Source organism: Acidithiobacillus sp. (assembly GCF_027322205.1).
Lineage (GTDB): Bacteria > Pseudomonadota > Gammaproteobacteria > Acidithiobacillales > Acidithiobacillaceae > Acidithiobacillus.
This window is the reverse complement of sequence record NZ_DAHVHY010000002.1, coordinates 65389-89074: the sequence shown is the minus strand read 5'-3', so window position 1 is coordinate 89074 and position 23686 is coordinate 65389. Positions and strand designations below refer to the sequence as shown.

Below are 23686 nucleotides of genomic sequence, written 5' to 3'. Positions count from 1 at the left end.
CTGCCGGAGGTGGTTATCTTCACGTGCATGCCGCCACTTTATCAGCGTTCATAGGCATGTCAATAAAAGAGCATAAGTGATAACACGTGCCACCACAGAAGTTTTAGAAAACAGGCGCTGAAACCCCTATGAATGCTGGGGCGGCATTACGAAATTGACGATTTTTGCCAATGAACTGTCGAACTCGGGGGTGCACAACATATAAGTTGCACTTCCTGTTTCATGACCTGAAAAGCGGCTGTTAGCCCGTCAACCGTCTGGGTAAAAAGGCCAATACTCAGTTTGACCCCTCCTCTATGGGGATTCTTGGTAATCTTTAAACAAGGCCATGGGCATACGTAGCGCTAACCACAAACTGGGCAGTGCCGCAGCAAATGCCAGTAAAAAGAATTCCACAAATCCCACCCGTGCCGCAAGAAAGCCGCTAAACCCACCGACGACGGTGGCTGCTACAGACATCAGGGCGGAGCCAATAGCGAAGTGCATCGCCTGATAGTCGCCCTGGCAGCGCTGCATAAGAAAAACCATCAAAACGGCGGTGCCGAGACCAGCCGCCACCTGCTCAAAGGCCACCGTAATGCCGACCCACCAGACAGAAGGCATCGCCCAGGCTAGCCACGCATAGGCAGGTATCGCCAGAGACTGGATAAAAGTCAGTGGAAATAGAGCGCGGCGTAATCCTCCTCGAGATATGATGATACCCCCCAGCAATGCACCCCCAATACCCGTCACGGTACCTACCGTGCCGGTGAGAATGCCACGTGCTACCAAGCCATAACCCAAATGGTTAAGGAATGGTGTCACCATTGCAAACATCATGGCGTCACCAGCACGAAAAAGCAGGATAAAGGCCAGGGCCCAAACGATTCCTGGTTGCTGCATATAGGTCGAAAGGGCTTCGCGCACTGCGCGCCAGCGTTGCCCCTGATGGCTCGTAGCCACTGGTGGTGGAAGTACGCGCTGATGAAAAGCTGCCAATCCCCACATCATCGCTGCTGCGGTTAAAAAACAAATGGTCCAGGACGCCCATCCAGCGAGGATAACGAGGGCACCATTTCCTACCAACATGGCTACCCGATAGGCGGCGACCCGCAGTCCGGAAAATGCAGCTTGATCGGACGAATTAAGTATCTGAATATAATAACCATCTACGGACATGTCATGGGTGGCAGACATAAAGGCCATTAACACAAAGATTTTAGCAGCAAGATCCAGATCCAGGTGTTGCGCGGGCCAGACCAACAAAGCTGCCACGGCACCCAAGATGATTTCCATCACCACCAACCAACGCTTTTTGTTGGCAAAAAGGTCGATTAACGGACTCCAGAATAGCTTGATGTTCCAGGGCAGACCGAAAAAAGAGAGCAGTCCAATGACCTGCAAACTGGCCCCGGCATAGGTAAAAAACTGCACGGAGACCTGTTGCACCAGCGAATATGGCAATCCTTCCGCGTAATAGGTGCTGACAATCCATCTGAATGTTTTAAACTTTTCTCTCAAGATTCATCCGGATATAAAAAACCCCCGCAACGCGGGGGTCTAAATGGCCCAAAAAACCCATTAAGCAGTTTTTGGGGGTGTGACGAGCTTTTTTTGTACCAACACCCATGAAACCGACTTTTCAGTTTCCGTCGGGGTAAGCACTGCTGCGGCGGTACAGACTCCCACATGCCAGACATGCCGCGCTCGATAGTGTAGCTCAACATTTTGCCACTCATTCTGGCAGTGACTTGCTGGCAGGCAAACAACCCTCCGCCTCTGCCAAAAACCCCGCTTCGGCCATCTAATCTGGTGTTTCATCGTGACAGTAGTAGTCGCTGCTACTTCTTCAACAAAACGTCCCCCTGTACAGCGAAACCCGACGACACGGTAGTAGTGGCTCCCGTGTCGTCATCACTCTGGGTGGATCCAAAACCCTGGCCACTGCGCATAGTCGAACTGTCACTCGACGCGGTAGTGGACTCTGGCGAGCACGAGAAGACGTATGACTAGACTAAAATTTCTGACATTCGTCATGACTTCTAAAGTGTTCTAGTTTTGAACTACCCAAGTAGTGAATTTAGTCAGTAGAAGAATCCGAACTCGTACCAGAAGCCGCATCAGAAGAATCGCCGCTGGCGGTACTGGCGTCAGGCGCAGCAGATTCCATCGGCATAGTAGCACTGCTGCTGTCCGTGGTGGTCGTCGCCGGGGCAGCAGATTCGGTGGTGGTGGTGGCACTGCTGTCAGAAGCAGCAGTGGTGTCTTCCTTTTTGGCACACGCTGAGGCAAGCGCGATGGCACTGGCAACGAGGATGATCCGGGCAGCAGGCTTAATCTTGGTAATATCCAACATGTTTTAAACTCTCCTTACGTAGGTTTCACGAGATGACAGCGTCAGTAACTGACGTAGATGGTATAGCGCAAACGGCCTCAACATGGTAGCACTAATTTCTCCTGTGCCAAATACCACAGATCGCAGCATAAGCAAACGCTCGCAGACTTAGGTGTGGAACAACGGCTACGAGATCAGCATGGTGACCCACCTGATGTCCAAAGATCGACTTGATCGCGGTCTCAGTGTCGGAAATCCAAGAGGAGGCATGGCAAACACGAATGTCAAAATCATGTTAGCTCGGATGATCGTAAAGAAAAAGCACGGGCTGGCACCCATGCACCCATATACGATACGCTACCTACGCGTTATGCGTCCCAACCTCCAGAGAGATTCCCGTGGGGGTTAGATATAACACCGCTCGGCGCGCCAAGTGCTGAATGGAACCTGCCGACTGGTGACAGCCTCCCGCTGGGACTCCATGAAAGCCCGCCGGGCATACCAGATCCACCAATTATAGATCGATATCACTACTATTATTATGGTCCACCGTACCAAGGAAACGAAAGGGGACTCATGTTGCTGGCCCCTGCAATATTGGAGGTAGGGTATCTGGCCATTTTAATGGTGGCCGATTAAAGTATTCTGTAAAAAATTTAACATCATATTGATCGGTAAAAACACTACAACAGGCTTACTATCATGGGCACATGTTAACGCTTTCGCAAATGCTTCGTCAGGGTAACAAAAAAGAAGCCAGATATCATAATTGCTCCGCCTATTAACAAATGATTGGTAACCTGTTCACCAAGCAAAGGAGCGGATCCCAGAATTACCACCACGGGCACAGCCATTTGTACGGAGGCACTTGTGACCCCCGAAAGCTCTTGTACCAGCATATACCAAACCACGTACACCAACGCAGAAGTGATTGCACCGACCACTAAAGCATAGTATAAACCGGACATGCTAATGTATATTGATTCTCGACCACCAAGATCAAATATATCTACGACGACGAAAATAATGAGTACAGCCAAGCCTGACCAAATGAAATTTGCAGTGGTGACGGCCAGTGAGTCAGTTATGTTTTTACCCAACATTGAGTATAATCCCCAAGATATACCAGCAATAATCATCAGAACTATTCCGATAATATCTGGTAGCCTGCTGATTCCTCCAATTAAAATCCAAAGGCCCCATAAGGAAAGGCCGCTCCCTAGCCATTGCCAGGCTGAGAGTCGATAACCCTTAAAAATCTCCCAACACAATATGGTGGCCTGAATGGCAAAAAATAGGAATAGCGTGCCAGTAGCTGCCCCGAGCTGTAAATATCCATATGCAAATGCAAGCGCATAGAGCAACAGCATAACTGGCATTAATATGTGGGATAGGCGTGGACGCACCCGGGCGATCAATGCCAGAAGTAACAGCATGATAAAACCACTAACCAGGCGAATTACAGTAAATGGCAAAGGGCCTATCAAATGCCCACCAAGGGCTGCGCGAGCCAATAGACTGTTTCCAGCCATACCGATTAACACCAAAATGGTAAGAACAAGGATTCGGAATGACATAATCTTTCTCTCGGGTAAAGGAGGCCGCTCCTATCATTGAATGAAAATCACTGGCGAAGGCAATAATAATCATACACCGCAACAAGATAATGGTTCCAGACTACCAAGAAGGCATCATGCAATGCGCTTTCTTTGCTCAGCAACAAAATATTTAACTTCATTACTGCTTGGATTTGATATACCACTTTTGTAATGCGCATACTCCAAGAGCCGCCGCCAAATCCAGTCGGGATGGAGGGGCTCTATGCCCTGACCAATCCAGCCACGTACCACCGGGAATTGGCAGCATCAGCCTGTTTGTTGGTGTCTTGCCCACAATCACTATCTGTTTGCGATCCAGCCTACGGGGCCATCCCGGCCCTGCGTCGCACGGAGTACGGGAGCGCAAAAGCTCTGTGGGGCGGGCGTTTCCTCCCCACACTCCTGTTTCGCTGATTTTGCAGGGCAGAAAGCAAGTTTAGACGCATAATCAAGCGTTGAGTCTGCTGCTGATTACGCCGTTGTCCTGTTGAACGACTTGAGGAAGGCGTTATCGGTGGACGCGAAAGAACGGCTCTCGGCGGCACGGGAAGCGTTGAGTTTGAAGCACGGAGAACGGTGATCCTGCTGCCACGCGCAGGAGGATGCCCGCCGTAGTTGACGACACCCCGTGGGGAAATCCAACGATAAATGGGGGCGGCTTCCAGCCCTGACGAAGCGAAGAAGAGCAAGCCCAGCAACATACACCGCACGGCGACGTGATGATGGTACTCCTGGTTGTCAATGGCATGTTCCATAAAATTGGCACGCCTCAGAGTTTTTCGGGAGCCACTTAGCGGCGCTCCGAAAGTATATCCGTGGAATGGACAAGCGTATTGCTTCCTTATGAGGTCAGAGATTCGTCTGCAGCGACAAACCGGTGAACCAGTTAAATGATCCCTGGAATGAGCCGGTATGTGTGATAGCGGTATTCTTGATAAGCGGGTCCGAACGCATCCGTCAGTATGTGTTCTTCTTTGGCGATTCTCCAGAGATAGATCGAAATGACGGGAAGAATGATCATGATCGCTGTGGCCCAGTAACCAAACGACAATGCCAACCCGGAAAAACACAGGAGTGCTCCCGTGTAGGAAGGATGGCGCACCATGCGGTACGGTCCGTGCCGGATCAGTCGATGTCCGGGCTGGATAGCCAGATCCACAGTGAAATATCTCCTTAACGTCATAACCGCATACGATCTCAGCAGCAATCCCGCCATCAGCAACGAACAACCCACCCGCGGCAGATATAGGGCAATATGTGGCTCATGGCGGACTTCTGCCGCTACCATACAAGCCCAGCTTCCGACACTGGAAAAAATCACGACGTTGAATATTTTTGAAGATCCACCGTCTTGTTTATTCGCATTCATGGGGGACCGGAAAAAATATTCCAGATACAACTCTAGCAATATCCATAAGGATAACACTGCCAACAGTAGAACTGCCGATACCGTCATTCACCACCGCCTTTGCTTCTTTGCCCAGATGATAGGACCCTGAGCATACCCCACAATGCGTCATATTGCTGCCTAAATGAACGTATGGTTCGTTCACCCTTCTTCTCCACGCCAGATTTTGCCCTTTCTCGGTGTATGGCGATGTCGACGGAGATCATGGCGCTGTCGCCATTGACGATAACCCGGAAAGGTGCATCGTATGCATGCCCCCAACAGAGCGATCAACAACCGCCATAATGGCGCACCATGCCGCTGAACAAAATGATTTGCATGGTCACTTCGTTTTTCACCTCCACGCACACGCGAAAATTCTGGATTGTGGCATGGCTCACTGAGTATCGCACATATCGACCTTGGCATCGAATATGCTCAATATTGTCACGATATATATGATCAATAATGGCTTCCAGATGAATGACCAGTTTTGAATAAACATCGGCAAGTGCGTAGCCATAGGGTGATGTGATGGCTACCCTGGTCATCGAGGAGGGCGATAATAAGCGGCGTTCTGCATACAAAACCCTATCCGGTATTATACTATCACCATTTCAGGTACATTTCTTTACCCACATCAGAGAATCCCATACTTTCGTACAGATGAATCGATTTGTGGTTAGCAGTGAAAACATGTAATGCCAGCCCTGCGGAACCCGCGCAACGACATTGCCCGACAACATGGGCCAAAAGGTTTTTGCCGTGACCCTGCCCCTGAAAATCTTCTTCGATCATGAGCCACTGTAGTATGGCGACCTGTTGCGGTGGTGCCGAATACCATGCGCCGCCGATAATGGCGTTCTGCCATTGAACAGCCACGAGGTACTGGTGCGCCGAAGCTTGTTCATGCTGATGCAGTTCTTGGATCTGGCGAAGCGTTATCGCCTCTGCCATCTCTTGCGAACAATGCATTGCCTGACGTAGCTGGAAACTATGGTGCGTCGCGAGGGTGGCAGTAAATTTCGGGATATATTCCGTGGGCATCGCCACATAAGTGGCCTCTGCAACGGTGCTATCCATAGCGAGCCTACTGGCGGGCGTCATTTCCTGAAGCCCCGATACTGACCGCACGATATTACCGATGCCCCGGACCGGTTTTCAGGCTGGAACAAAACACCAACAGGCTGGAAATATGGCCCTATCTGGTGAAATGGATGGGTTGCCTGCGTATTTGGCGTGAGGCTGGGGGTGACTGATGACAGGGACATAATAACTACTCTCCTCAAAAGGATATTGCTGCTGGTCTGCCCCAGCCATAAGCAATTATGGCGCCAACGACAGGGCGATTGGAACACTACCCCAGGAATCAAAGCGGCAATCATTTGCCGTTGAGAACATAGGGTTCTGTCAGAACATCCGCCTGTCCAAGACGAACCGCTTCTGCTTACCGTTCTGGGGTACCAGTAATGAATGGCATATTTTTTGCTGCATGGCATACACGACACACGCGGGTACGACGATGAACAATATCCATCCAGCACAACACCGGAAGCGCAGTATCTGGCTCTCGCGCGGAATGATGCTCCTCCTGTTTGCCTGCACGGTAGCGCCGCCCCTCAGCGCCGTTGGCGCAGAAACCCCTGAAACCATCCGTGCTGCCGTTGTCCGTTTCGTGCGCAATCACCTGCCTGCCAATGCCAGCACTGCAGAAATCCACATCAGCGGCCCGGCACCGAGCCTGCATTTTCCCACCTGCGCCCGCTTGCAACTCAACTTTTTCGGCTATGGCAATCCTTACGGTAACCAGACCGTCGCCGTGCGCTGCAGCAGTCCATCACCATGGGTCCTGTATGTACCGGTACAACTAAGCATGAATCAGGTCGTCGTCGTCGCCGCTCACCCACTCAGTGCGGGTATGGTGCTGAGCGCCGCCGATCTCAGCGTTGTCAAGCGTGACACTACCGGGCTCGGTGGTAGCATACTGAGTAACCCACAACAGGCCATCGGCCAGGTTCTGCGCTTTGGTACTCTGGCAGGGCAACCTGTTACCACATCCATGCTCAACGCACCGGAGATCGTTCATGCCGGCGAACAGGTTACTTTGTATGCGGAAGGAGATGGCATTCGTATCGCTACCATCGCCAACGCCATTGAAAGTGGTCGTCCCGGACAGGCTATACTGGTACGCAACATGCAGTCCGGCCGGGTGATTCGCGGTATCGTTACAGCCAATGGTACGGTGGTGGTGCCCTTCTGAAGGCTGGTCGGTTGCCAATAAGTTTCAAACGGGCCTTCAGTTCTTGCTCCAATGTGCCGTATCACGATTTCAAGTGTAGAGGAGAATCAGCCATGAACCCCATCAACCCTTATTCGGGCGTGCCCGGCACGAAGACGCAGACAAGTAACGATGCGGCGATTACTGCAAGTCAACCTGCATCATCCGGAGCCAGCCCGGCGCAAAGTGCCAAAAATCCAACCATAGCCCAGGACCATGTGACCCTTTCTCCCGTCGCTCTCAGTCTCCTTGCTACCCATAACTCCACGTCAAAAGACTCCGGGCGTGTGCAGAGCATCAAATCAGCCCTCGCTAATGGCACCTACCAGATCTCGCCACAACGCATTGGCCAAGGCCTTACCCAGGATGCACAACAGTTCTTGCCCTTGGTGCCCGGCAATAAGGCCTGATCTCATGACCAGCCAGACAGATGCTACCCTCCAGCAACAAATCAGTGCCCTAGAAGCCTTGCTTCAGTTGCTCCTTAAGGAAGCGCGTTGCCTCCAGTCCGGGAGCATAACCGAGTTGGAACCCATTGCTGCGGAAAAAGAACGGCTCTACCAGAACATCAGCATTCTGGAGTCCCGGCACTGCACTCAAGCTCCCAATCTCACTCCCGTGGATCTGCGCGCCCGGCGAAAAGCGCTTCTGCAAAAGATCGTTCAGCATAACCAACTCAACGGACAGGTTATTGGCGCCCTTGAACGCTTCAATAAGGGTGCCTGGCAGATTATTTTCGGTACTGACCACCCGCTCTACACTGATGTTGGCACCACTCAGAATGCCGCGCAGCGGCACCTGATCGGCAGCGCCTGAGTGCTCGTTCTCACCCGGCGCCGCGGTCAGGCCATTTGTATCGGCGATGATATTCGTATCGTTGTCACCCGCATAGAAGATGGTCAAGTCCGATTAGGGATTGAGAGTGCTCACCATGTGACCATCCTCCGCGAGGAATTACTGGAGTCGGTGCGCCATGCCAATCGGTCTGCACAAGCCGTAGCCCCCGTCGAGTTTGGCCAGTGGCTACAGTCTCACCGCCCGCCTGATCAGGACGCGGCCAACATTCAGGAAGAGCAAAAATGACCCAATACTCCACCCGCTTTGGCCTCCTGTCCATTTCCGAGGAGCAGGTTTGGCAGTGTGTCGCGCCGCTCCCTGGTTTCACGGAGTTGCAGCGTTTTGCTCTGTTACACGTTCAGGAACATGGCCCTTTTGTCTGGCTGCAATCGCTGGATGAGCCGCTGATCACTTTTCTGCTGGTGGCGCCAGCACACTTTGGCCTGCGCTATCCACAGCGGCCTCACTTCGCACTCCAGGAAGCGGAGGGGATTAGCATGGTCATGGCGATCCTGCCGCAACAAACAAAGGATTCTTTGCACGCCAATGCGTTGGCACCGCTGTATTTCATGCCAGGCACGCGTCAATTCGGTCAGTGGATTGTCGAACACCCCGATCCCGATTCAGCGGTCATTTCCGAAGCCAAAAGCCCCCCGCTTACCCTGTATACCCAGATCGTCCACCTCGAACACACCCAGCAGAAACTAGCTGCCAGCCCCCTAGCGATTGGCGCTGCGTAAGCGTTCGCGATCACAACGCAGGGTGTACTGAATAATCTGTTCCTGCAGGCTTCCCGGGGCCTGTACAAAGCTAAAACCGATTTCTTGCACAGCCATACCGCGGGGATAACGTACCGGTTCCACATAACGAACCTGCGCCCCTACCCAGTATGCCTTGCCCTGAAAGCTGAACTGCACGCTGGCCAGTATCTCGCCAGTGGTTATCGGGTAGTCATTAGGTGCATTAATTCTTGCACGCATGCCACCAGCACCAATATTCACACAGAATCCGTCGCAACTGCGGGCGCCGTGGCGCTGCAGTGACAACGCCATCCCCCCGGCGGGCTCAGCCAGCGTCGCGCGCAGGGCCATGCGCCGCTGCATCTGGTAAATAGCCTCTGGCCATTGGATACGCACAGCCCCGTAACGCTGCCACAGGAATCTCTCCATTACCTTGCTCTGAAACCCCAAGGGCATGGTCAAACGGCTCCACAGAAGCAAATCTTCTCCACACAGCAGACGAACATTTGCTGTCTCTGGCATAAGTTCATCCAGAATCAACGTGGAAGCATCGATTTCAGTGTGCAGAAGGGCGGCCTGCGCCAAGGTGCCACCCGTACGTCCTACCATCACCGCCAACACTTCGCCGTCGGCAACCAGTTCGGTAAGGGCACGCTCAATCGGGCCGCTCCCTGTTTGCCGATTTTTTTCAGTGAACAGTTGATCCAGTAAGCACTGATTCAAACGCATCTTATCCTCACCTTTCAATTGTGATCGTCAAGATTTTGACGATTCTGACAGAAGATCGTCAGCGCTGGGCGACCATGCCGGACTTTCTGGTCATTTTACGGTAAAGAGGCAGGAATCATGCCGGTACTAAGGCACTCGCTTTGCGGCACGATTTTCGCGTTACCGGGGACGCCCGCTGCGGAATCGGAAAATTCGTCTATTTCCCTGCGCATCTGCGTAAAAAAGGAATATCGCCATGGCACGTCGCAAGAAAGAAGAGGAATGGGAGAATCATGAACGTTGGCTGGTGTCTTATGCCGACTTCATTACCCTGCTCTTCGCCTTTTTTGTGGTGATGTATGCCATTTCCTCGGTGAACGAAGGCAAATACAGAGTCCTGTCGAGAACTTTGGTATCCGCCTTCAGTGGACACCCCTGGTCTCCAGTACCCATCCGCTCTGACGCGACCCCATCCCTCAGTGAAATGCCCATAAAGCTGCCGCCGCTGCCCAAAATCGCCAACATCGTCTCTGTGCCCCATGTGCAAAAAGGTCAGGTTTCTCCCAGAGCAAAAATGGCGCCGCAGACATCGCCCGAGGTCGCCATGCGCGACATAGAAAAACAAATGGCATCCCTACTTAGTCCCCTGATTAAGCAGGGGAGTGTCGCGATTCACCGCAGCAACCTCGGTGTCGTCATTGATCTCAACGCCAAAATTCTGTTTCCCTCGGCACAGACGCAACTCAGCCCCAATGCCACCCACACCCTGGGGTCTATTGCAAAGGTCTTGAGTCAGGTGCCTTATCAGATCCAGGTGGCCGGATTTACCAACGATCTACCCATCCGCACGACCCAGTTTCCCTCTAACTGGGCTTTATCTGCGGCACGTGCGGTTTCCGTGGTGGAACTTTTCATCCAGCATGGTGTGGACCCACAGCATCTGGTCGCCGCGGGTTATGGCAAGTATCATCCCATTGCCTCTAATAACACGGCAAAAGGCCTGGTTATGAACCGGAGAGTAAGCATCGTAGTAGTCGCCCCGCAGAACCCCAGTAGGGCCGGGACCGATCCAATCATGGCGGGCGCTATTGATCAGCGTGGTTAGTGAGTTTTAAGGAACGATGAGAGCAATGACACCTGACGAGATCCGTAAATGGCAAAGACAGCAAAAGCACCTCAATCGCGTTATCACCATTGCTCTTATCTTATTGATTATATTAGCGGCAGAAATATATCGGAGTCGCTTTGAACGGCGTGAAGAACATACACTAAGGGCCCTTCCATCCAGCGTTTTTCTGAGTCTGCCGCACCTGGTCACAGAGACCACCACGACCATCTCAACAGCTTCGGCAACCATCGTCGAAACGAAGAAGATGCCATCTGTCACGCCCCAAGTCGTTGCCAGAGGATCTATCCTCCCTTCGCAAAAAATTGCCACACACAGCAGTCCGAACCCACCCCCGGCACTTACCCCCGTGCAAACAATTGCCGCTCCCGCTCAGACGAAGAGGTCCTCACCGACCACTCAAAAAACACCAGCACCACCAGTTTCGACCCATGGTAACACCTGCAGCAGTGTCGGCTGGTATGTACAACTGGGCGCATTCGGGCGTGCAAGCATTGCTAAGGGCCTTGCTGATCAAATCGAAAGCAAGGGCTTCAGCACTTGCATTGGCACCTTGCCCCAGAACGCTCTTTACCGCGTTTTAGTAGGACCCGTACCCAATCGTCTAGCTGCCAACACCGTCACGCAGCGCATCGCCAATCTCACCAAACGTCAAGGTTATCCCCAATATTGGTCACCAGTTCGCTGATGATTCAGGCGGTGGAGGCCCCTTCAGCTTCCGCGCCTGCGTGTCGTTATTCTTCAGCAGGATGACAACTGCCCGCAGGGCTGTCTTGCTGGTATAGAGCTTGCTTATAAACCATCTATAGAGATTGGGGAGAATTCGCGCTGCAGATAACACGCTCGCAGCAACGGATCAGGGCGGCCTGCGACTCAAGGAGGAGAACAGGAGCATATGGGAATAGATCAGGTCGACAAAAGCATTCACATCCTTGTGGTGGACGATTTCTCCACCATGCGCAGGATTGTACGAAATCTATTGCGTGAACTAGGCTTCAGCAATTTTGATGAAGCTGAAGATGGGGTACAGGCGCTGCAAAAACTGCGTAGTCGCCCCTTCGATTTTGTCGTCTCCGACTGGAACATGCCCAACATGCAGGGCATCGACCTGCTCCGTGCCATTCGTTCAGACGCTCAACTCAAACACATACCGGTCCTTATGGTCACTGCTGAGGCAAAACGCGAGAACATCCTTGATGCTGCCCAGGCGGGGGTGAACGGCTATATTGTCAAACCCTTCACTGCCGAAACACTCAAGGAAAAACTCGACGCTGTTTTCAAACGTCTGCAAGCAGCCCAGGGAGGTCAGTCATGAGCGAGCATGTGTTAAACCCGGAGCGTCTGCTCAGCGAGGCCGAACTGCTCCTGCGTGAAGGCCTGAAACGTATCGCCAATATGGCAGAAGAAAATCTTTCGGGTGCGCAAAATCCACTGGAAGAAGCTCTGCGCCTCACCGAGGAACAAACCATGGCCACGCTATCTGCCGTTGAGCGTGCCCAGGATGCCGTAAATGACATCCGTAGCGCCCACAACAGTTTTATCGACGAATCGCTCATCCAGATTGACAGTGCCCTGCTCACCATTCTGACCAGCCAACAAGGGCAGGATCTTGCCGGTCAGCGGCTAAAAAAAGCCATCGCCCTTCTGCAAGCAGTCGAAGAACGCATCCGTCTGACACTCGTCGAAATCGGGATGAAAACCAACCCGTACTACGCGCCCCAAACGGATGATTTTGTGGATTCCAATCCCCACGTCAATCAAGACGAAGTAGATGCCCTGCTCTCAGAATTGGGAATTTAATCATGGATATGGAGATTTTGCAGGACTACCTTCCCGAAGCCAGAGAGCTCCTCGAAAAAGCCCAGGAGGACACCCTCCTCCTGGAATCCGACCCTGGCAATGACGAAATTCTGGCATCGGTATTCCGAGCCTTTCATACCCTGAAAGGCGGAGCGGGGTTCCTGGAAGCAGACCATCTCGTCAGATGGACGCATCACCTGGAAGACCTCCTGGATAAACTGCGTTCTCATACGCTGACCGTTTCTGCCAACATGATCGACGCCATCCTCAAAGGTCTGGACGTTATCGATAACATGCTACAGCAACTGGCGCACGGCGAAATTCCGGCACCTGGACCTGTGGATCTCGGCCAGGTTATTCAGCAACTCGCTGCTGGTCAAACAATCGAGTCAGGCATGAGCACACCACCCTATTGTCCGCCGACCGATGCCACGCTGTTGGCCAGTCAACGGACCACAGTCGACGGTCACAGCGGTACTTACGTTGAGCGTACCGATGTAAGCAGCCACTCCGCACCCGGTAGCAATGATGAAATCAGTGAGGCCGAGTTTGAGGCCACCCTCGACTCCCTCTATGGCAACCAGGCGCCCGGTCTCGCTGATGCCCCGGAGCGATTCTGCCTCACCGGAGACGAGATCAGCCCGGAAGAGTTTGAGCGAGTGTTAGATCAACTCTATGGCGGTCAAGCGCCTGGCTATGACGTACTGGAGCGCGCCACGCAGACGCAACCTGCCAGCGTTGCATCGGAGCTTGACGCGTCCGCATTCCACACTGATCTTCCGGTCCAGAACCTCGATGCGCAGCAGTCGCTACCCACGATGCTGGCGTCCATAGCGAACCCCGCTGCCAGTGCGCACGCGCAGAGTATGCCAGAGGCCGCCGACACCACGCTCCGCGTTGATGCGCTGCGCCTCGATGCCGTCATGAATCAGGTCGGCGAGCTGGTCCTCCTACGCAATCGCCTGGCTTCGGCGGTCAGTAGTCTAGGCGAAGAAAATGAGGATATGACGCGCATCGCCCGTGAAGTAGACCTCACCGTCAACGATATCCAGAGCACGGTCATGCGTTTGCGGATGCAGCCCTGTAAGCGGCTCTTCCAGCAACTGCCCCGCGTGGTACGCGACGCCTCCCGGCAGCTCGGTAAAGAGGTCAAACTCGACATTGTCGGCGAGGAAGTCGAAATCGACAAAACCGTCGTCGATGCCCTCTCCGGCCCCATGACACATCTGATCCGCAACAGCCTCGACCACGGCATTGAGCCTCCCGAAGTACGCCAAGCAGGAGGTAAAGCGCGTAGCGCAACGATACGGGTGGCCGCTGTGCATCTTGGCGACAAAGTGCGCATCGAAGTGTCTGACGACGGCCGTGGCATAGACCGCCAGTTTGTCACTCAGAAGGCCGTCGACAAAGGCGTGATTACGACAGATCAGGCGGCCCGGCTCTCGGAACAGGAAGCGCTGGAACTGATCTTTCGGCCCGGTTTCTCCACCAAAGACCAGGCTACCGATCTCTCCGGTCGCGGAGTCGGCATGGATGTGGTCAAAGAAACCGTGCGCAAACTGCGCGGGCATCTGGATATTCAGACGCGTCTCGGTCTCGGCACCACGATTGCTATGGAGTTTCCGCTGACCATGGCGGTATTGCCCGTACTTTACCTACGCCTGCGTCGGGAAATCTACGCCCTGCCCATCTCCAGCATCGAAAGCCTGCTGGATATTCAGGAAAACCGTATTCATCGTATGGGGGGCCGCAGCGTTTACCGCGTAGATGGCACTCAAATCACCCCCATGGTAGACCTTGGTGCCCTGCTCAATGATCGCCCTTTGCGTCTGGGTTCGGAACCCATCGAAGGGGTTCTTACCGAACGTGGCCTTTTCATGGTTTCGGAGGTGCTCGGCAATGAAGATTCGGTAGTCAAACCCATTGATTTTCTCGCCGAGCAGACCTGGTATCAGGGAGCGACCATCTCCGGCAAGGGTAATGTCGTCCTCATCCTTGATCCGGTGGCACTGATCGGTCACTCCTTGGAGTACTCCGGTATGGATAGGACGACCCTTGATCAGCGCGGTGCCGCCTGATGAACATCCAGCGCATCATGCAGGTCGTCGACGCTTCCTTTGCCGCCCGCCAGAGCATCGAAAAATCCCTGCGCGAGATTGATCGCCGGGCTTTGAATGCCATGGTGCTGGTCAAACGCCACGGCAACGCATTAGCCGGATATGGTGTCGTCGCCCAAGCTTTCCGCGAACGCGCTGCCAGCCTCAAAGAATCCGCGTCCCATCTACAGGAAACCATTGCACCCTTGATTCAGGCGCATATGCGTATTCTCCAGCATCAGCGCTTCGCGGCATCGTTTAGCACCATGATCCAGGCCATGACACACCATGAACAGGACTGCGCCAATCTCAAGAATACCCAGGTGCAACATCAAAAAATTATCACCCAGGAGGAAACCGATGCACGGAAAATATTGCTTCGCCTCATCGCCACGGTGGATGCCCTGCAAGAAGGCATTGAAGAACAGGAATACGTGGTGACCAATGGCCGTATCGAAGCGGCTTTAGCCGAAGGCACGGGTGCCCCGCTGATGCGCGTCTCACGCGACATGGGAGAGGCGGTGCGCACCGTATCCAACGCCATCCGCACTTATCGCCACCAACTGGAGAGCTTAGAGCATGAAAGCAGCACCAATATTTGAAGCAGGCAGCCATCGCTGGTGGATTCTCTATGACCAGGATGAGCATCGCGTCGTCGACTCCAATGTCTACGTGATGGAAGCGAATGGACAAAGCCTTATTCTCGATCCTGGTGGATTTGAAATTTTCCCGCAGGTTTTCGCTGCCCTTGTCGAGGTGATACCGCCAAGCAGTCTGAAGGCGGCTTTTGTTTCCCATCAGGATCCGGATGTTGCCTCCAGCCTGCCGCTCTGGTACGCCTGCAATGAGCAGATTCAGTGGCATACCCCCAAACTTTGGGAGGGCTTCATTCGCCATTACGGGGCGTTGGAGGCTCCCCTGCAGGGCATTCCGGATGAAGGTGGGGATATACTGATTGGCGGCCATCGCCTGGAGTTCATTCCTGCTCATTACCTGCATTCTTCGGGAAACTTCCACGTTTATGATCCAGAGGCCAGGGTGCTGTTTTCCGGCGATGTCGGCGCTGCGCTCTTACCACCAGGACATGGTGCCTGGGTGGATCGTCGCGATAAAAGCGGCCGCGCTTTCGAAGAGCACATTACCAAAGCCAAATACTTTCATGAGCGCTGGATGCCATCAAATGCTGCCAAAAAAGACTGGATCAACCGCGTGAGCAATCTGGAAATTGATTACCTTTGTCCACAACATGGCGCCATTTATAGTGGCGATAATGTGAAACGTTTTTTGAATTGGTTTGATAGCCTGGATGTCGGTACGGCCATCAATGAATAAGCCTGAAAAGATGGAGCCAACCTACTATGGAAAATACCATATTTTATATGAATCCTGCCGACAGACTGATCATGGAGCGTTATCACCGGCAACTGAACCCGCTTCTGCGTGGAGCCGATGTGCGGAAGGCGCTCGGACGTTCTATCCACCAATTCCATAAAGGTCTGGAACGAATTCGTAAGATATTTAGCGCTGCGTGATGTGATTTTCCAGAATTTAGACGCACTGTCTGCCGCCACCCAGAAAAGTCACCAAGGACCAAACCTATGAGCCAGTTATTACGTGAAGTGGATGAAAGAGCCCAACTCGCCGGCACTAACAAATTTGAACTCCTGGTCTTCCGCCTCGGTAAAGATCAGCAGCTCAACAGCCGTGAGCTTTTCGGCATCAACGTCTTCAAGGTCCGCGAAGCACTGGTGATGCCAAAGATCACTCCCATGCCTGGTGCTCCAGAGCATGTGATGGGTGTCGCCAACATTCGTGGGCAGATCATCCCTGTGATTGATCTTCCCACTGTGGTCGGTTGCCACGCCGATGGGCTCAACATCCTGCTGGTTACGGAGTATGAGCGATCCATTCAGGGCTTTGCCGTAGAGGAAGTTGAAGAAATCGTCCGTTTGGAATGGAGCCGGGTACTCTCCGCTGAAGGCGCTGCCGTCGGCGGACTGATCACGAGTCTAGCGCGTCTCGACGAAGATGAAGAAACCGCCCGCTTGGCGCTCGTCCTCGATGTCGAGCACATTCTGCGACAAGTACTCCCCTCCCGCTTCAAGGCTGGCGGCGAACTGGTCCAGCAGCATGTAGTCAACATTCCCCAAGGCGCTGTCATTCTCTATGCGGATGATTCCGGCGTCGCCCGCAATCAGATCGAAAAAACGCTGCGCAGCCTTGGCCTTCCTTTCATCGGTACCAAGACTGGGAAAGAGGCTTGGGATCGCCTGCAACAGTTAGCGCATGATGCCAAGGCAGCAGGTATTCCTTTGCGCGATAAAGTAGCCATGGTACTCACCGACCTCGAAATGCCGGAGATGGACGGCTTCACCCTCACCCGACGTATCAAAGAACATGAGACCCTGCGTGAAATCCCAGTGGTCATCCACTCCTCATTGTCCGGCACGGCCAACGAATCCCACGCCCACAGCGTCGGGGCCGATGGCTACGTCGCCAAATTCCTGCCAGACGATCTGGCCCGCGCCGTCGCCAAGGCCATTCAGCCCAATTAAGAGGACAGCCCTATGTCTACCGATCCCAGCTCTTTGATTTCCTTGCTTTCCGCCTGTCTGGATGGTGATGCGGATGCCGCGCATCTGATCGCCGAGGATGAAGAATTGCAAGCTACCGTCGCTCCCATCTGCAATTGGCAGAAAAACCGCCTGCAGCAGGATTGTCTTGCCCTCGACCACCAGGTCACGGCGCTGGAACACGCTGCTGAGGGCCATCTGCTTGGCATTGACTTCCGTAAAAACATTGAGGTGGCGCAAGCAGATAGCCAGTCTCTCCAAGCCCAGGCGCATGCCGTCGTTGTAGCAGTCCGCAGCGCCGCCGAGAGCGTCGCCGAAAACCAGGATCTCGCTGAAAACACACTGCGCGAGGTGCAGATGGGCAATGAACGGCTATCCGAATTGATTGGCGAAATAGACCTCGTCGAGCAGACGGTTACCGCCATGGGTAAAACCGTGCAGGCTTTTTTACAACAAACTCGCAACATCACCAGTCTCGCCGGCAAAGTACAGGAAATTGCCAAACAAACTAATTTGTTGGCCTTGAATGCTGCCATTGAGGCAGCACGCGCAGGGGAGCACGGCCGCGGCTTCGCGGTCGTCGCCGATGAAGTCAAAAAGCTCGCGCAAAGCTCTGCTGCCGCGGCTGCAGACATCCGTAACTCAGCGATCACCATCAACGAGGGCGCCGGCCAGGTCGAATCAGGAGTGGCAGCCAGCATCACCCACCTCCGCCGCGGTGGCGACTCACTGGAAACCGTTGCCGAAGTACTCGGCATGGCCAATCAATCCGCTCAAAAAACACGGAGCAACCTTAAGAACATCGTTAACGATGGTGCTCAGGAGGTCGCTGCTGCTGACGCCATGGACAGTCACATGAATGCCCTACAACGGTCCATGGATCATTTCGCCGCCCAATTCGGTGAAATTCAGAATGGTCTGGATACAGTTCGGGAGCAACTCGCTCAGGCCAGCGAAGCAGCCGTGCAGGGAGAGGCGGCACTGGCTACTCGGCTGACCATCGCCAAAGCGGAGCACGTCCAGTGGGTCGCCCACATTTTAGAGAGGATCAGCGCCAACAATACCACCACCTCTCCGATGGCCCTCTCTGACCATCATCAGTGTCGCCTTGGAAAATGGATGGACGGCATGGCACAGAATGAATTGGCGCAGTTGCCGGAATTCGTTGCCGTACAACAAGTGCATCCCCAGGTCCATAAGCTTGGCCTCGCCATTATTGCCGCCCTACAAAAAGGAGATGAAGATGCCGTTCGCAAGGGTGCCGGACAACTCAAGAGCCTTAGTACGATGATACAGCAGCAACTCGACAAACTGCGCGGCCGCATCATGAGTCGTTGATCCGGACAACCAGAGAAAGATTCACTCCATGGCGCGCGAAGCAAAAAAAAATGACCAAATAAAAACCTGGGCAATCACTTGGGTTTTGGCCATCCTTGCAACCCGCGGCGATTTTCTCGCCAACCCTGAAATATCAGGTAGTGGCAGCCCTTTCTGGATCCCTATCGGCTTGGAGACTCTGCGTTTTATGGTGCTCTGGTTTGCTGCCCACGTCATCGTTCATATCATTTTCGGCGCATGGGATACGTTTGCTGAGGGTCGTGAACTTTAATCGCCGACGTCTGCTTAAAGAATCTCCGTGCGTAAAATGGTGTCATCCCGATCTGGCCCGGTGGAGATGATCGCCAAAGGTCGTCCGGCGCGCTCCGCGATAGCATCCAGGTAGCAACGGGCCGCATCGGGAAGCGCGTCCCAGCGACGTACGCCTGCCGTGGACTCAATCCACCCCGGGAAGCTTTCGTAGACTGGTTCACAGGCGGCAAGCGCCTCGGCGCCACCCGGTAACTCATCCTGTACTACCCCGTTGACCCGATAACCGATCGCCATCCGGATTTCAGCAAGGCCATCCAGTACATCCAGTTTGGTAATGCACAGACCGGTCACCCCATTCACCCGGCAGGCGGCCCGCAGGGCCACCACATCAAACCAGCCGCAACGTCGTGCCCGGCCCGTAGTTGCGCCCACTTCCGCACCACGCTCAGCGAGGAATATCCCCGTCTCATCAAAGAGCTCCGTAGGAAATGGTCCAGCCCCGACACGCGTGGTGTAGGCCTTGGTAATGCCCAGCACGTAGCCGAGATCCGCCGGCCCTACCCCGCTGCCGGCAGAAGCGCCTCCCGCCACTGTATTAGAGGAAGTCACAAAGGGGTACGTGCCATGATCCACATCCAGCAAGGTACCCTGGGCACCCTCGAAGAGAATCCGTGCGCCCTCCGCCTGCAAACGCGCCAGCCGCACCGAAACATCTACCACCATCGGTGCGAGGCGCTCTGCCAACCCCAAATACTGCTCCAGGATAGCGTGGAAGTCTTCCGATTCCTGCTTGAAGTAGTGTTGGAGCACGAAGTTATGGTAATCCAGGGCCTCGCCGAGCTTGGCGGCAAAACGCTCGCGATGAAACAAGTCGGCGACACGCAAAGCGCGCCGCGCTACCTTATCCTCATAAGCGGGTCCGATGCCCCGACCGGTGGTGCCGATTTTTGCCGCACCCATCGCCCGCTCCCGCGCTAGGTCGAGACTCTTGTGGTAGGGCAGAATCAGCGGACAGGCGTCGGAAATGAACAGGCGCTCATGGGCATCGGGCACCACCGGTTGCAACTCATCCAGTTCGGAAAACAGGGCCAGCGGATCCAGCACCACACCATTACCGATAAAGCAGGACACGCCGGCACGAAGAATCCCCGAGGGAATCAGATGCAGAACGGTTTTCCGCGCGCCTATCACCAAGGTATGGCCAGCATTGTGTCCACCCTGAAAGCGAACCACCGCCTGGCACTGTTCTGTCAGCCAGTCAACAATTTTACCCTTACCCTCATCGCCCCACTGAGTACCGATGATCACCACATTTTGATTCATAGCCACGAACGACTCCGCAAATGGGTCATTGGAAAATTAAAATTCACGAATCAAGCTGCCGCATCTTCCAGCTCGCCTGTTCTTTGATCAGGACAGCATCAAAGCCCTGTGCCCACAATATCTGTTGGTCCGGTACGTCCTGACACAGCAAGTCCTGTAAAACCGCATAACCAGCCCGGCGATGTTCCTGCATCGACTGCCACAAAAGATCATCAGTACCAGCCGGAGCCCAAATCCGCCGCGCTCTCTCTGCCTCCGGGAATTCACGCAGCAGCGGCTTGAGATCCAGACTGAAACCCGTCGCCGCCCTCCGTCGGCCAAAAGCGGCACCAATATCATCATAGCGACCACCACTGGCCAGCGCCTCACCACGCTGCGGACCAAACAGCGAAAACAGCAAGCCGGTATGATACCGATGCCCGTGAATCTCCGAGAGGTCACATTGAATCGCAAGATCAGGATAACGCAGGCGCAATGCCCCCCAGACGAAACGCAGGTCATCCAGGGCGGTGCAAACCGCCGGGTGATGCCCGAGACGCTGGCGAGCCTGCTCCAAGATGTCGAATTCACCCTGCAAACGCGACAGGGCATCAAAATCTGCGCTCAGCTCCATGCCGCAATGGTGCTCCCGCAGCCATGCCCGTACATCCGGCCAAGCCTTGCGCTCGACATGCTGCAACAGGTCTGCACGTAGCGCACCTTCCAGACCTGCCGCGTCCGCCAGTGCCTGGGAAATACCCACGTGACCGATATCCAGCAACAGATTCGATACCGCACAGTGGATAAGGCTCTCTACCATCAGCGAAAGGACCTCCAGATCACCCGCCGGCCCGTCCACCCCGAAGAGTTCGGCGCCCATCTGAAAAGGGGCACGGCTCCCACCGAGCAAATCGGGCCGGGCGCGCAGCACTGTGCCAGCATAAGCCAGACGGCGGACCTCCTTCGCAGAGGATGTCTGGGCGTCTATACGGGCCATCTGCGGCGTCATATCTGAACGCAGACCCACCAGCCGACCGCTGTCCTGATCCAACAGCTTCCAGGTCTGTAAGTCGAGGTCTGCGGCACTTCCAGTCAACAAGCTCTCCAGATGCTCCACCAAGGGTGGAATGACCTGGCGATAGCCCCACTGTGCGTAGAGATCAAGCAAGGCCCGGCGACACTGTTCCAGTGCCTCCGTACGTGCAGGGAGAACATCTTCAAAACCACTCGGCAGTAACCAGGCTGGGTGAGTTTCAGGACGCGTCATTTGCCTGCCGACTCCAGCGAATGGCGAAAATATTTAAAGAATGGAGAATCCGGGTTAAGCACGAGAATATCCTTGTCCCCCAGACTGTGACGATAAGCTTCCAGACTGCGATAAAAAGAGAAAAACGCCGGATCTTTGCCATATGCCGCACCGTAGATGGATGCCGCCTCAGCATCCCCCTGCCCTTTCAGTTCTTCTTGTTGCCGATAGGCATCCGCCATGATCTGGGTCTTTTCCTTGTCCGCGCTGGCGCGGATTTCGGCGGCATCGGCGGCACCCCGTGAGCGATATGCATTGGCCTCCTGCGTACGCTCAGCCTCCATCCGTTTGTAGACGGCCTGCAGCACTTCCGGGGGCAAACCCACCTGCATAATGCGCACATCGACCAGATGCACGCCAAGAGATTGCAGGCGCTGATTGGCCTCCGCCAGCACCGGATCAATCATCTCCTGACGGTTACCCTGTATCACCGACTCCAAAGTCATTTTACCGATCTTACTCCGCAAAGAAGAGCGCACAATGTCACCGATCCGGCTCTGTGCGCTCGCATCGTTATGCAGGCGGGTGTAAAAAACCAGTGGATTGACCACTTGCCATTCGGCAAAAAAGCTGATGAGCACCGGCTTTTTTGCGACAGTCAAAAATGATTCCGGCTGCGTACTATAGCTTGATAAACGGTTATCGATGAACGCCACACTTTGTATCAGGGGCCATTTCATATAGAGCCCCGGAGTTTTCGCCACCCGTACCGCTTTACCAAACTGCAATACCACCGCGGTCTGGGTCATGCGCACCGAATAGAAGCTCGCAGAAGCCAGCAATAGTAAGGCGAGTACCACAATAATCGAACTCCAGGCCCAGTTCTTCATGATCTGGCCCCCGCTACCGGAATCCGTAAAGCCGCCGGGCTGGTCGTTAATGCTACCGGCGGAGTTACAGACAGGGCTGGCGCCGTGACTGCTGTGGAGCTCGTCGGACTATGGACCGCCACGGGAGTTTTGGCGGGCATATGGAGATAGATCACGGGCTGCCCCTTACTTTCAATAATCACTTTCTGGGTATGACTCAGAATAACCTGCATGGTGTGTAAGTACATACGCTCACTCACCACCTTTGGATTTTTCCGATAGGCTTGAAGAATGTCCGTAAAACGTGCGCTATCCCCCTTGGCACGATCCACCACCTGCTGCTTATAGCCCTCGGCATTCGTCACCATGGCGGCAGCTTCCCCCTTGGCTTTGGGAATCACCGAGCTCGCATAGGCCTGCGCCTCGTTACGCGCCCGCTCCATATCCTCACGTGCAGTCGTCACCTCCGTAAACGCTGGCTGGACCGCCTTGGGGGATTCCACCTGCAGCAGTTGAACAGCGTCAACGGTGACACCCGCATGGTAACGATTCAGCAGGTTTTGGGTGAGCTGCTGTGCCTGCTGCTCAATCGCACCTCTACCGGATGTAAGCAGATCGTCAATTTTGCTACGCCCCACCAGCTCGCGCATGGCGGACTCCGCACAATACGAAATCAACTGACCCGGATTCGTGGTGGCAAACAGATAATGACTGGCATTGGTAATTCGATACTGCACGGAAAAACGGACATCAACCACGTTTCCGTCTGCAGTCAGCATCATGCCGGGATTCAGTGAATCAGCGGCGCCACTATAACCCAAAACCAGACGCCGGCTCTGCGCTACTTTGGGCAGATATACACGCTCAAAAGGGAAAGGAAGCCGATAATGTAAACCGGGCTGGCTGATGCCAACCTCTTTGCCGAAACGCAGCACCACACCCTCTTCATCCGGTCCCACGACATAAATGCCAGAAGCAACCCAGAACAGGATCAGTACCATAATCACCAGAAAAGGTAGCAGGCGCAACCACTTGCGATCCATCTTCGGCCCGCTGCCACGGCCACCGCCGGAGCCAAAAACACCACCCAGTTTTTTCAGCTCCTGGGTGATTTTCTGGATATCAAAAACCGGCTTTTGCGCATTGGGACGCCGCCCCCAAGGGTTATTATCGTTTTTGTTTCCGTTTTCGCCCGGATCACTCCACGGCATACCGCTCTCCT

At 54.2% G+C, this 23686-nt stretch carries 28 protein-coding genes; 16 read left to right on the top strand and 12 right to left on the bottom strand.

Annotation, left to right across the window (positions count from 1 at the left end; all coding sequences use genetic code 11):
- Positions 1-294: 294 nt before the first annotated feature.
- The 7 genes from M7F93_RS00935 to M7F93_RS00910 form a co-directional block, all read right to left on the bottom strand.
- On the bottom strand, positions 295-1428 hold the full coding sequence (locus M7F93_RS00935) for an MFS transporter (RefSeq protein ID WP_298167633.1): 1134 nt from the start codon (positions 1426-1428) through the stop codon (positions 295-297).
- 631 nt (positions 1429-2059) lie between these two features.
- Positions 2060-2335, bottom strand: coding sequence for a hypothetical protein (locus M7F93_RS00930; RefSeq protein ID WP_298167631.1), 276 nt, complete (start codon positions 2333-2335; stop codon positions 2060-2062).
- 692 nt (positions 2336-3027) lie between these two features.
- Positions 3028-3891 (bottom strand): DMT family transporter, encoded by an 864-nt coding sequence (locus M7F93_RS00925; RefSeq protein WP_298167628.1) that lies wholly within the window; start codon positions 3889-3891, stop codon positions 3028-3030.
- Positions 3892-4232: 341 nt separating this feature from the next.
- The gene (locus tag M7F93_RS11890) at positions 4233-4613 is read right to left on the bottom strand and encodes a DUF4124 domain-containing protein (RefSeq protein ID WP_366144652.1); all 381 of its coding nucleotides are present in this window, start codon (positions 4611-4613) and stop codon (positions 4233-4235) included.
- A 185-nt stretch (positions 4614-4798) separates the two neighbouring features.
- Positions 4799-5368: a methyltransferase family protein gene (locus M7F93_RS00920; RefSeq protein WP_298167625.1), complete on the bottom strand. Its 570-nt coding sequence runs from the start codon at positions 5366-5368 to the stop codon at positions 4799-4801.
- 221 nt (positions 5369-5589) lie between these two features.
- Positions 5590-5886: a hypothetical protein gene (locus tag M7F93_RS00915; RefSeq protein WP_298167622.1), complete on the bottom strand. Its 297-nt coding sequence runs from the start codon at positions 5884-5886 to the stop codon at positions 5590-5592.
- A gap of 22 nt (positions 5887-5908) precedes the next feature.
- Positions 5909-6382: a GNAT family N-acetyltransferase gene (locus tag M7F93_RS00910; RefSeq protein WP_298167619.1), complete on the bottom strand. Its 474-nt coding sequence runs from the start codon at positions 6380-6382 to the stop codon at positions 5909-5911.
- Positions 6383-6791: 409 nt separating this feature from the next.
- On the opposite strand from M7F93_RS00910, the gene flgA reads away from it, so the two are divergent.
- The 5 genes from flgA (at position 6792) to fliW (ending at position 9154) form a co-directional block, all read left to right on the top strand.
- The gene (flgA, locus tag M7F93_RS00905) at positions 6792-7559 is read left to right on the top strand and encodes a flagellar basal body P-ring formation chaperone FlgA (RefSeq protein WP_298167617.1); all 768 of its coding nucleotides are present in this window, start codon (positions 6792-6794) and stop codon (positions 7557-7559) included.
- Between the two features lie 92 nt (positions 7560-7651).
- Positions 7652-7987, top strand: a complete 336-nt coding sequence (gene flgM / locus M7F93_RS00900) for a flagellar biosynthesis anti-sigma factor FlgM (RefSeq protein WP_298167614.1) — start codon at positions 7652-7654, stop codon at positions 7985-7987.
- Positions 7988-7991: 4 nt separating this feature from the next.
- Positions 7992-8393 carry a flagellar export chaperone FlgN gene (gene flgN, locus M7F93_RS00895; protein ID WP_298167611.1) on the top strand — a complete coding sequence of 134 codons (402 nt, stop codon included), beginning with the start codon at positions 7992-7994 and terminating at the stop codon, positions 8391-8393.
- Positions 8394-8660 carry a carbon storage regulator gene (locus tag M7F93_RS00890; RefSeq protein ID WP_298167608.1) on the top strand — a complete coding sequence of 89 codons (267 nt, stop codon included), beginning with the start codon at positions 8394-8396 and terminating at the stop codon, positions 8658-8660.
- Entirely contained in the window at positions 8657-9154 is a 498-nt protein-coding gene (fliW, locus tag M7F93_RS00885; RefSeq protein ID WP_298167605.1) for a flagellar assembly protein FliW, read from the top strand. Before M7F93_RS00890 ends, fliW begins: the two co-directional genes overlap by 4 nt.
- Here the strand turns inward: fliW and M7F93_RS00880 are convergent.
- Positions 9134-9883 (bottom strand): flagellar brake protein, encoded by a 750-nt coding sequence (locus M7F93_RS00880; protein ID WP_298167602.1) that lies wholly within the window; start codon positions 9881-9883, stop codon positions 9134-9136. The two genes, fliW and M7F93_RS00880, sit on opposite strands and share 21 nt — an antisense overlap.
- A gap of 235 nt (positions 9884-10118) precedes the next feature.
- Between M7F93_RS00880 and motD the strand changes: the two genes are divergently transcribed.
- The 11 genes from motD (at position 10119) to M7F93_RS00825 (ending at position 19066) form a co-directional block, all read left to right on the top strand.
- The gene (motD, locus tag M7F93_RS00875) at positions 10119-10967 is read left to right on the top strand and encodes a flagellar motor protein MotD (protein ID WP_298167599.1); all 849 of its coding nucleotides are present in this window, start codon (positions 10119-10121) and stop codon (positions 10965-10967) included.
- Positions 10968-10992: 25 nt separating this feature from the next.
- Positions 10993-11676, top strand: coding sequence for an SPOR domain-containing protein (locus M7F93_RS00870; protein ID WP_298167596.1), 684 nt, complete (start codon positions 10993-10995; stop codon positions 11674-11676).
- 207 nt (positions 11677-11883) lie between these two features.
- Positions 11884-12303, top strand: coding sequence for a chemotaxis response regulator CheY (gene cheY / locus M7F93_RS00865; protein ID WP_298167593.1), 420 nt, complete (start codon positions 11884-11886; stop codon positions 12301-12303).
- Positions 12300-12788, top strand: a complete 489-nt coding sequence (locus M7F93_RS00860; RefSeq protein WP_298167590.1) for a protein phosphatase CheZ — start codon at positions 12300-12302, stop codon at positions 12786-12788. Before cheY ends, M7F93_RS00860 begins: the two co-directional genes overlap by 4 nt.
- Positions 12789-12790: 2 nt before the next feature.
- The gene (locus tag M7F93_RS00855) at positions 12791-14866 is read left to right on the top strand and encodes a chemotaxis protein CheA (protein ID WP_298167588.1); all 2076 of its coding nucleotides are present in this window, start codon (positions 12791-12793) and stop codon (positions 14864-14866) included.
- Positions 14866-15486: a hypothetical protein gene (locus tag M7F93_RS00850; RefSeq protein WP_298167583.1), complete on the top strand. Its 621-nt coding sequence runs from the start codon at positions 14866-14868 to the stop codon at positions 15484-15486. The genes M7F93_RS00855 and M7F93_RS00850 overlap by 1 nt, the downstream gene beginning before the upstream one ends.
- On the top strand, positions 15464-16216 hold the full coding sequence (locus M7F93_RS00845) for an oxygen-binding di-iron domain-containing protein (protein ID WP_298167580.1): 753 nt from the start codon (positions 15464-15466) through the stop codon (positions 16214-16216). The genes M7F93_RS00850 and M7F93_RS00845 overlap by 23 nt, the downstream gene beginning before the upstream one ends.
- 26 nt (positions 16217-16242) lie before the next feature.
- Positions 16243-16416, top strand: a complete 174-nt coding sequence (locus M7F93_RS00840; protein ID WP_298167577.1) for a hypothetical protein — start codon at positions 16243-16245, stop codon at positions 16414-16416.
- Positions 16417-16482: 66 nt separating this feature from the next.
- Positions 16483-17439: a chemotaxis protein gene (locus tag M7F93_RS00835; protein WP_298167574.1), complete on the top strand. Its 957-nt coding sequence runs from the start codon at positions 16483-16485 to the stop codon at positions 17437-17439.
- A gap of 12 nt (positions 17440-17451) precedes the next feature.
- Positions 17452-18795 (top strand): methyl-accepting chemotaxis protein, encoded by a 1344-nt coding sequence (locus tag M7F93_RS00830; RefSeq protein ID WP_298167572.1) that lies wholly within the window; start codon positions 17452-17454, stop codon positions 18793-18795.
- Positions 18796-18823: 28 nt separating this feature from the next.
- Positions 18824-19066 (top strand): hypothetical protein, encoded by a 243-nt coding sequence (locus M7F93_RS00825; RefSeq protein ID WP_298167569.1) that lies wholly within the window; start codon positions 18824-18826, stop codon positions 19064-19066.
- Positions 19067-19080: 14 nt separating this feature from the next.
- Here the strand turns inward: M7F93_RS00825 and M7F93_RS00820 are convergent, their stop codons facing one another.
- From M7F93_RS00820 to hflK, 4 genes are read right to left on the bottom strand one after another with little or no spacing between them, the layout of a single operon-like run.
- Positions 19081-20370 (bottom strand): adenylosuccinate synthase, encoded by a 1290-nt coding sequence (locus tag M7F93_RS00820; protein ID WP_366144651.1) that lies wholly within the window; start codon positions 20368-20370, stop codon positions 19081-19083.
- Positions 20371-20413: 43 nt separating this feature from the next.
- The gene (locus M7F93_RS00815; RefSeq protein ID WP_298167564.1) at positions 20414-21616 is read right to left on the bottom strand and encodes an ATP phosphoribosyltransferase regulatory subunit; all 1203 of its coding nucleotides are present in this window, start codon (positions 21614-21616) and stop codon (positions 20414-20416) included.
- The gene (gene hflC, locus M7F93_RS00810; RefSeq protein ID WP_298167561.1) at positions 21613-22485 is read right to left on the bottom strand and encodes a protease modulator HflC; all 873 of its coding nucleotides are present in this window, start codon (positions 22483-22485) and stop codon (positions 21613-21615) included. Before hflC ends, M7F93_RS00815 begins: the two co-directional genes overlap by 4 nt.
- A complete protein-coding gene (hflK, locus tag M7F93_RS00805; protein WP_298167558.1) occupies positions 22482-23675 on the bottom strand; it encodes an FtsH protease activity modulator HflK in 1194 nt (397 codons plus the stop codon). The genes hflC and hflK overlap by 4 nt, the downstream gene beginning before the upstream one ends.
- Between the last annotated feature and the right edge of the window lie 11 nt (positions 23676-23686).

Bases quoted from the DNA above. Each gene is read 5' to 3' on its own strand.
- M7F93_RS00830 (WP_298167572.1), top strand. From the start codon at position 17,452: ATGTCTACCGATCCCAGCTCTTTGATTTCCTTGCTTTCCGCCTGTCTG.
- M7F93_RS00880 (WP_298167602.1), bottom strand. From the start codon at position 9,883: ATGCGTTTGAATCAGTGCTTACTGGATCAACTGTTCACTGAAAAAAAT.
- flgM (WP_298167614.1), top strand. From the start codon at position 7,652: ATGAACCCCATCAACCCTTATTCGGGCGTGCCCGGCACGAAGACGCAG.
- M7F93_RS00870 (WP_298167596.1), top strand. From the start codon at position 10,993: ATGACACCTGACGAGATCCGTAAATGGCAAAGACAGCAAAAGCACCTC.
- hflC (WP_298167561.1), bottom strand. From the start codon at position 22,485: ATGAAGAACTGGGCCTGGAGTTCGATTATTGTGGTACTCGCCTTACTA.
- M7F93_RS00860 (WP_298167590.1), top strand. From the start codon at position 12,300: ATGAGCGAGCATGTGTTAAACCCGGAGCGTCTGCTCAGCGAGGCCGAA.
- flgN (WP_298167611.1), top strand. From the start codon at position 7,992: ATGACCAGCCAGACAGATGCTACCCTCCAGCAACAAATCAGTGCCCTA.
- hflK (WP_298167558.1), bottom strand. From the start codon at position 23,675: ATGCCGTGGAGTGATCCGGGCGAAAACGGAAACAAAAACGATAATAAC.
- M7F93_RS00845 (WP_298167580.1), top strand. From the start codon at position 15,464: ATGAAAGCAGCACCAATATTTGAAGCAGGCAGCCATCGCTGGTGGATT.
- motD (WP_298167599.1), top strand. From the start codon at position 10,119: ATGGCACGTCGCAAGAAAGAAGAGGAATGGGAGAATCATGAACGTTGG.
- M7F93_RS00840 (WP_298167577.1), top strand. From the start codon at position 16,243: ATGGAAAATACCATATTTTATATGAATCCTGCCGACAGACTGATCATG.
- M7F93_RS00825 (WP_298167569.1), top strand. From the start codon at position 18,824: ATGGCGCGCGAAGCAAAAAAAAATGACCAAATAAAAACCTGGGCAATC.
- fliW (WP_298167605.1), top strand. From the start codon at position 8,657: ATGACCCAATACTCCACCCGCTTTGGCCTCCTGTCCATTTCCGAGGAG.
- M7F93_RS00855 (WP_298167588.1), top strand. From the start codon at position 12,791: ATGGATATGGAGATTTTGCAGGACTACCTTCCCGAAGCCAGAGAGCTC.
- M7F93_RS00850 (WP_298167583.1), top strand. From the start codon at position 14,866: ATGAACATCCAGCGCATCATGCAGGTCGTCGACGCTTCCTTTGCCGCC.
- M7F93_RS00920 (WP_298167625.1), bottom strand. From the start codon at position 5,368: ATGACGGTATCGGCAGTTCTACTGTTGGCAGTGTTATCCTTATGGATA.
- M7F93_RS00910 (WP_298167619.1), bottom strand. From the start codon at position 6,382: ATGGATAGCACCGTTGCAGAGGCCACTTATGTGGCGATGCCCACGGAA.
- M7F93_RS00815 (WP_298167564.1), bottom strand. From the start codon at position 21,616: ATGACGCGTCCTGAAACTCACCCAGCCTGGTTACTGCCGAGTGGTTTT.
- M7F93_RS00835 (WP_298167574.1), top strand. From the start codon at position 16,483: ATGAGCCAGTTATTACGTGAAGTGGATGAAAGAGCCCAACTCGCCGGC.
- flgA (WP_298167617.1), top strand. From the start codon at position 6,792: ATGGCATACACGACACACGCGGGTACGACGATGAACAATATCCATCCA.
- M7F93_RS00925 (WP_298167628.1), bottom strand. From the start codon at position 3,891: ATGTCATTCCGAATCCTTGTTCTTACCATTTTGGTGTTAATCGGTATG.
- M7F93_RS00820 (WP_366144651.1), bottom strand. From the start codon at position 20,370: ATGAATCAAAATGTGGTGATCATCGGTACTCAGTGGGGCGATGAGGGT.
- M7F93_RS00930 (WP_298167631.1), bottom strand. From the start codon at position 2,335: ATGTTGGATATTACCAAGATTAAGCCTGCTGCCCGGATCATCCTCGTT.
- M7F93_RS11890 (WP_366144652.1), bottom strand. From the start codon at position 4,613: ATGTTGCTGGGCTTGCTCTTCTTCGCTTCGTCAGGGCTGGAAGCCGCC.
- cheY (WP_298167593.1), top strand. From the start codon at position 11,884: ATGGGAATAGATCAGGTCGACAAAAGCATTCACATCCTTGTGGTGGAC.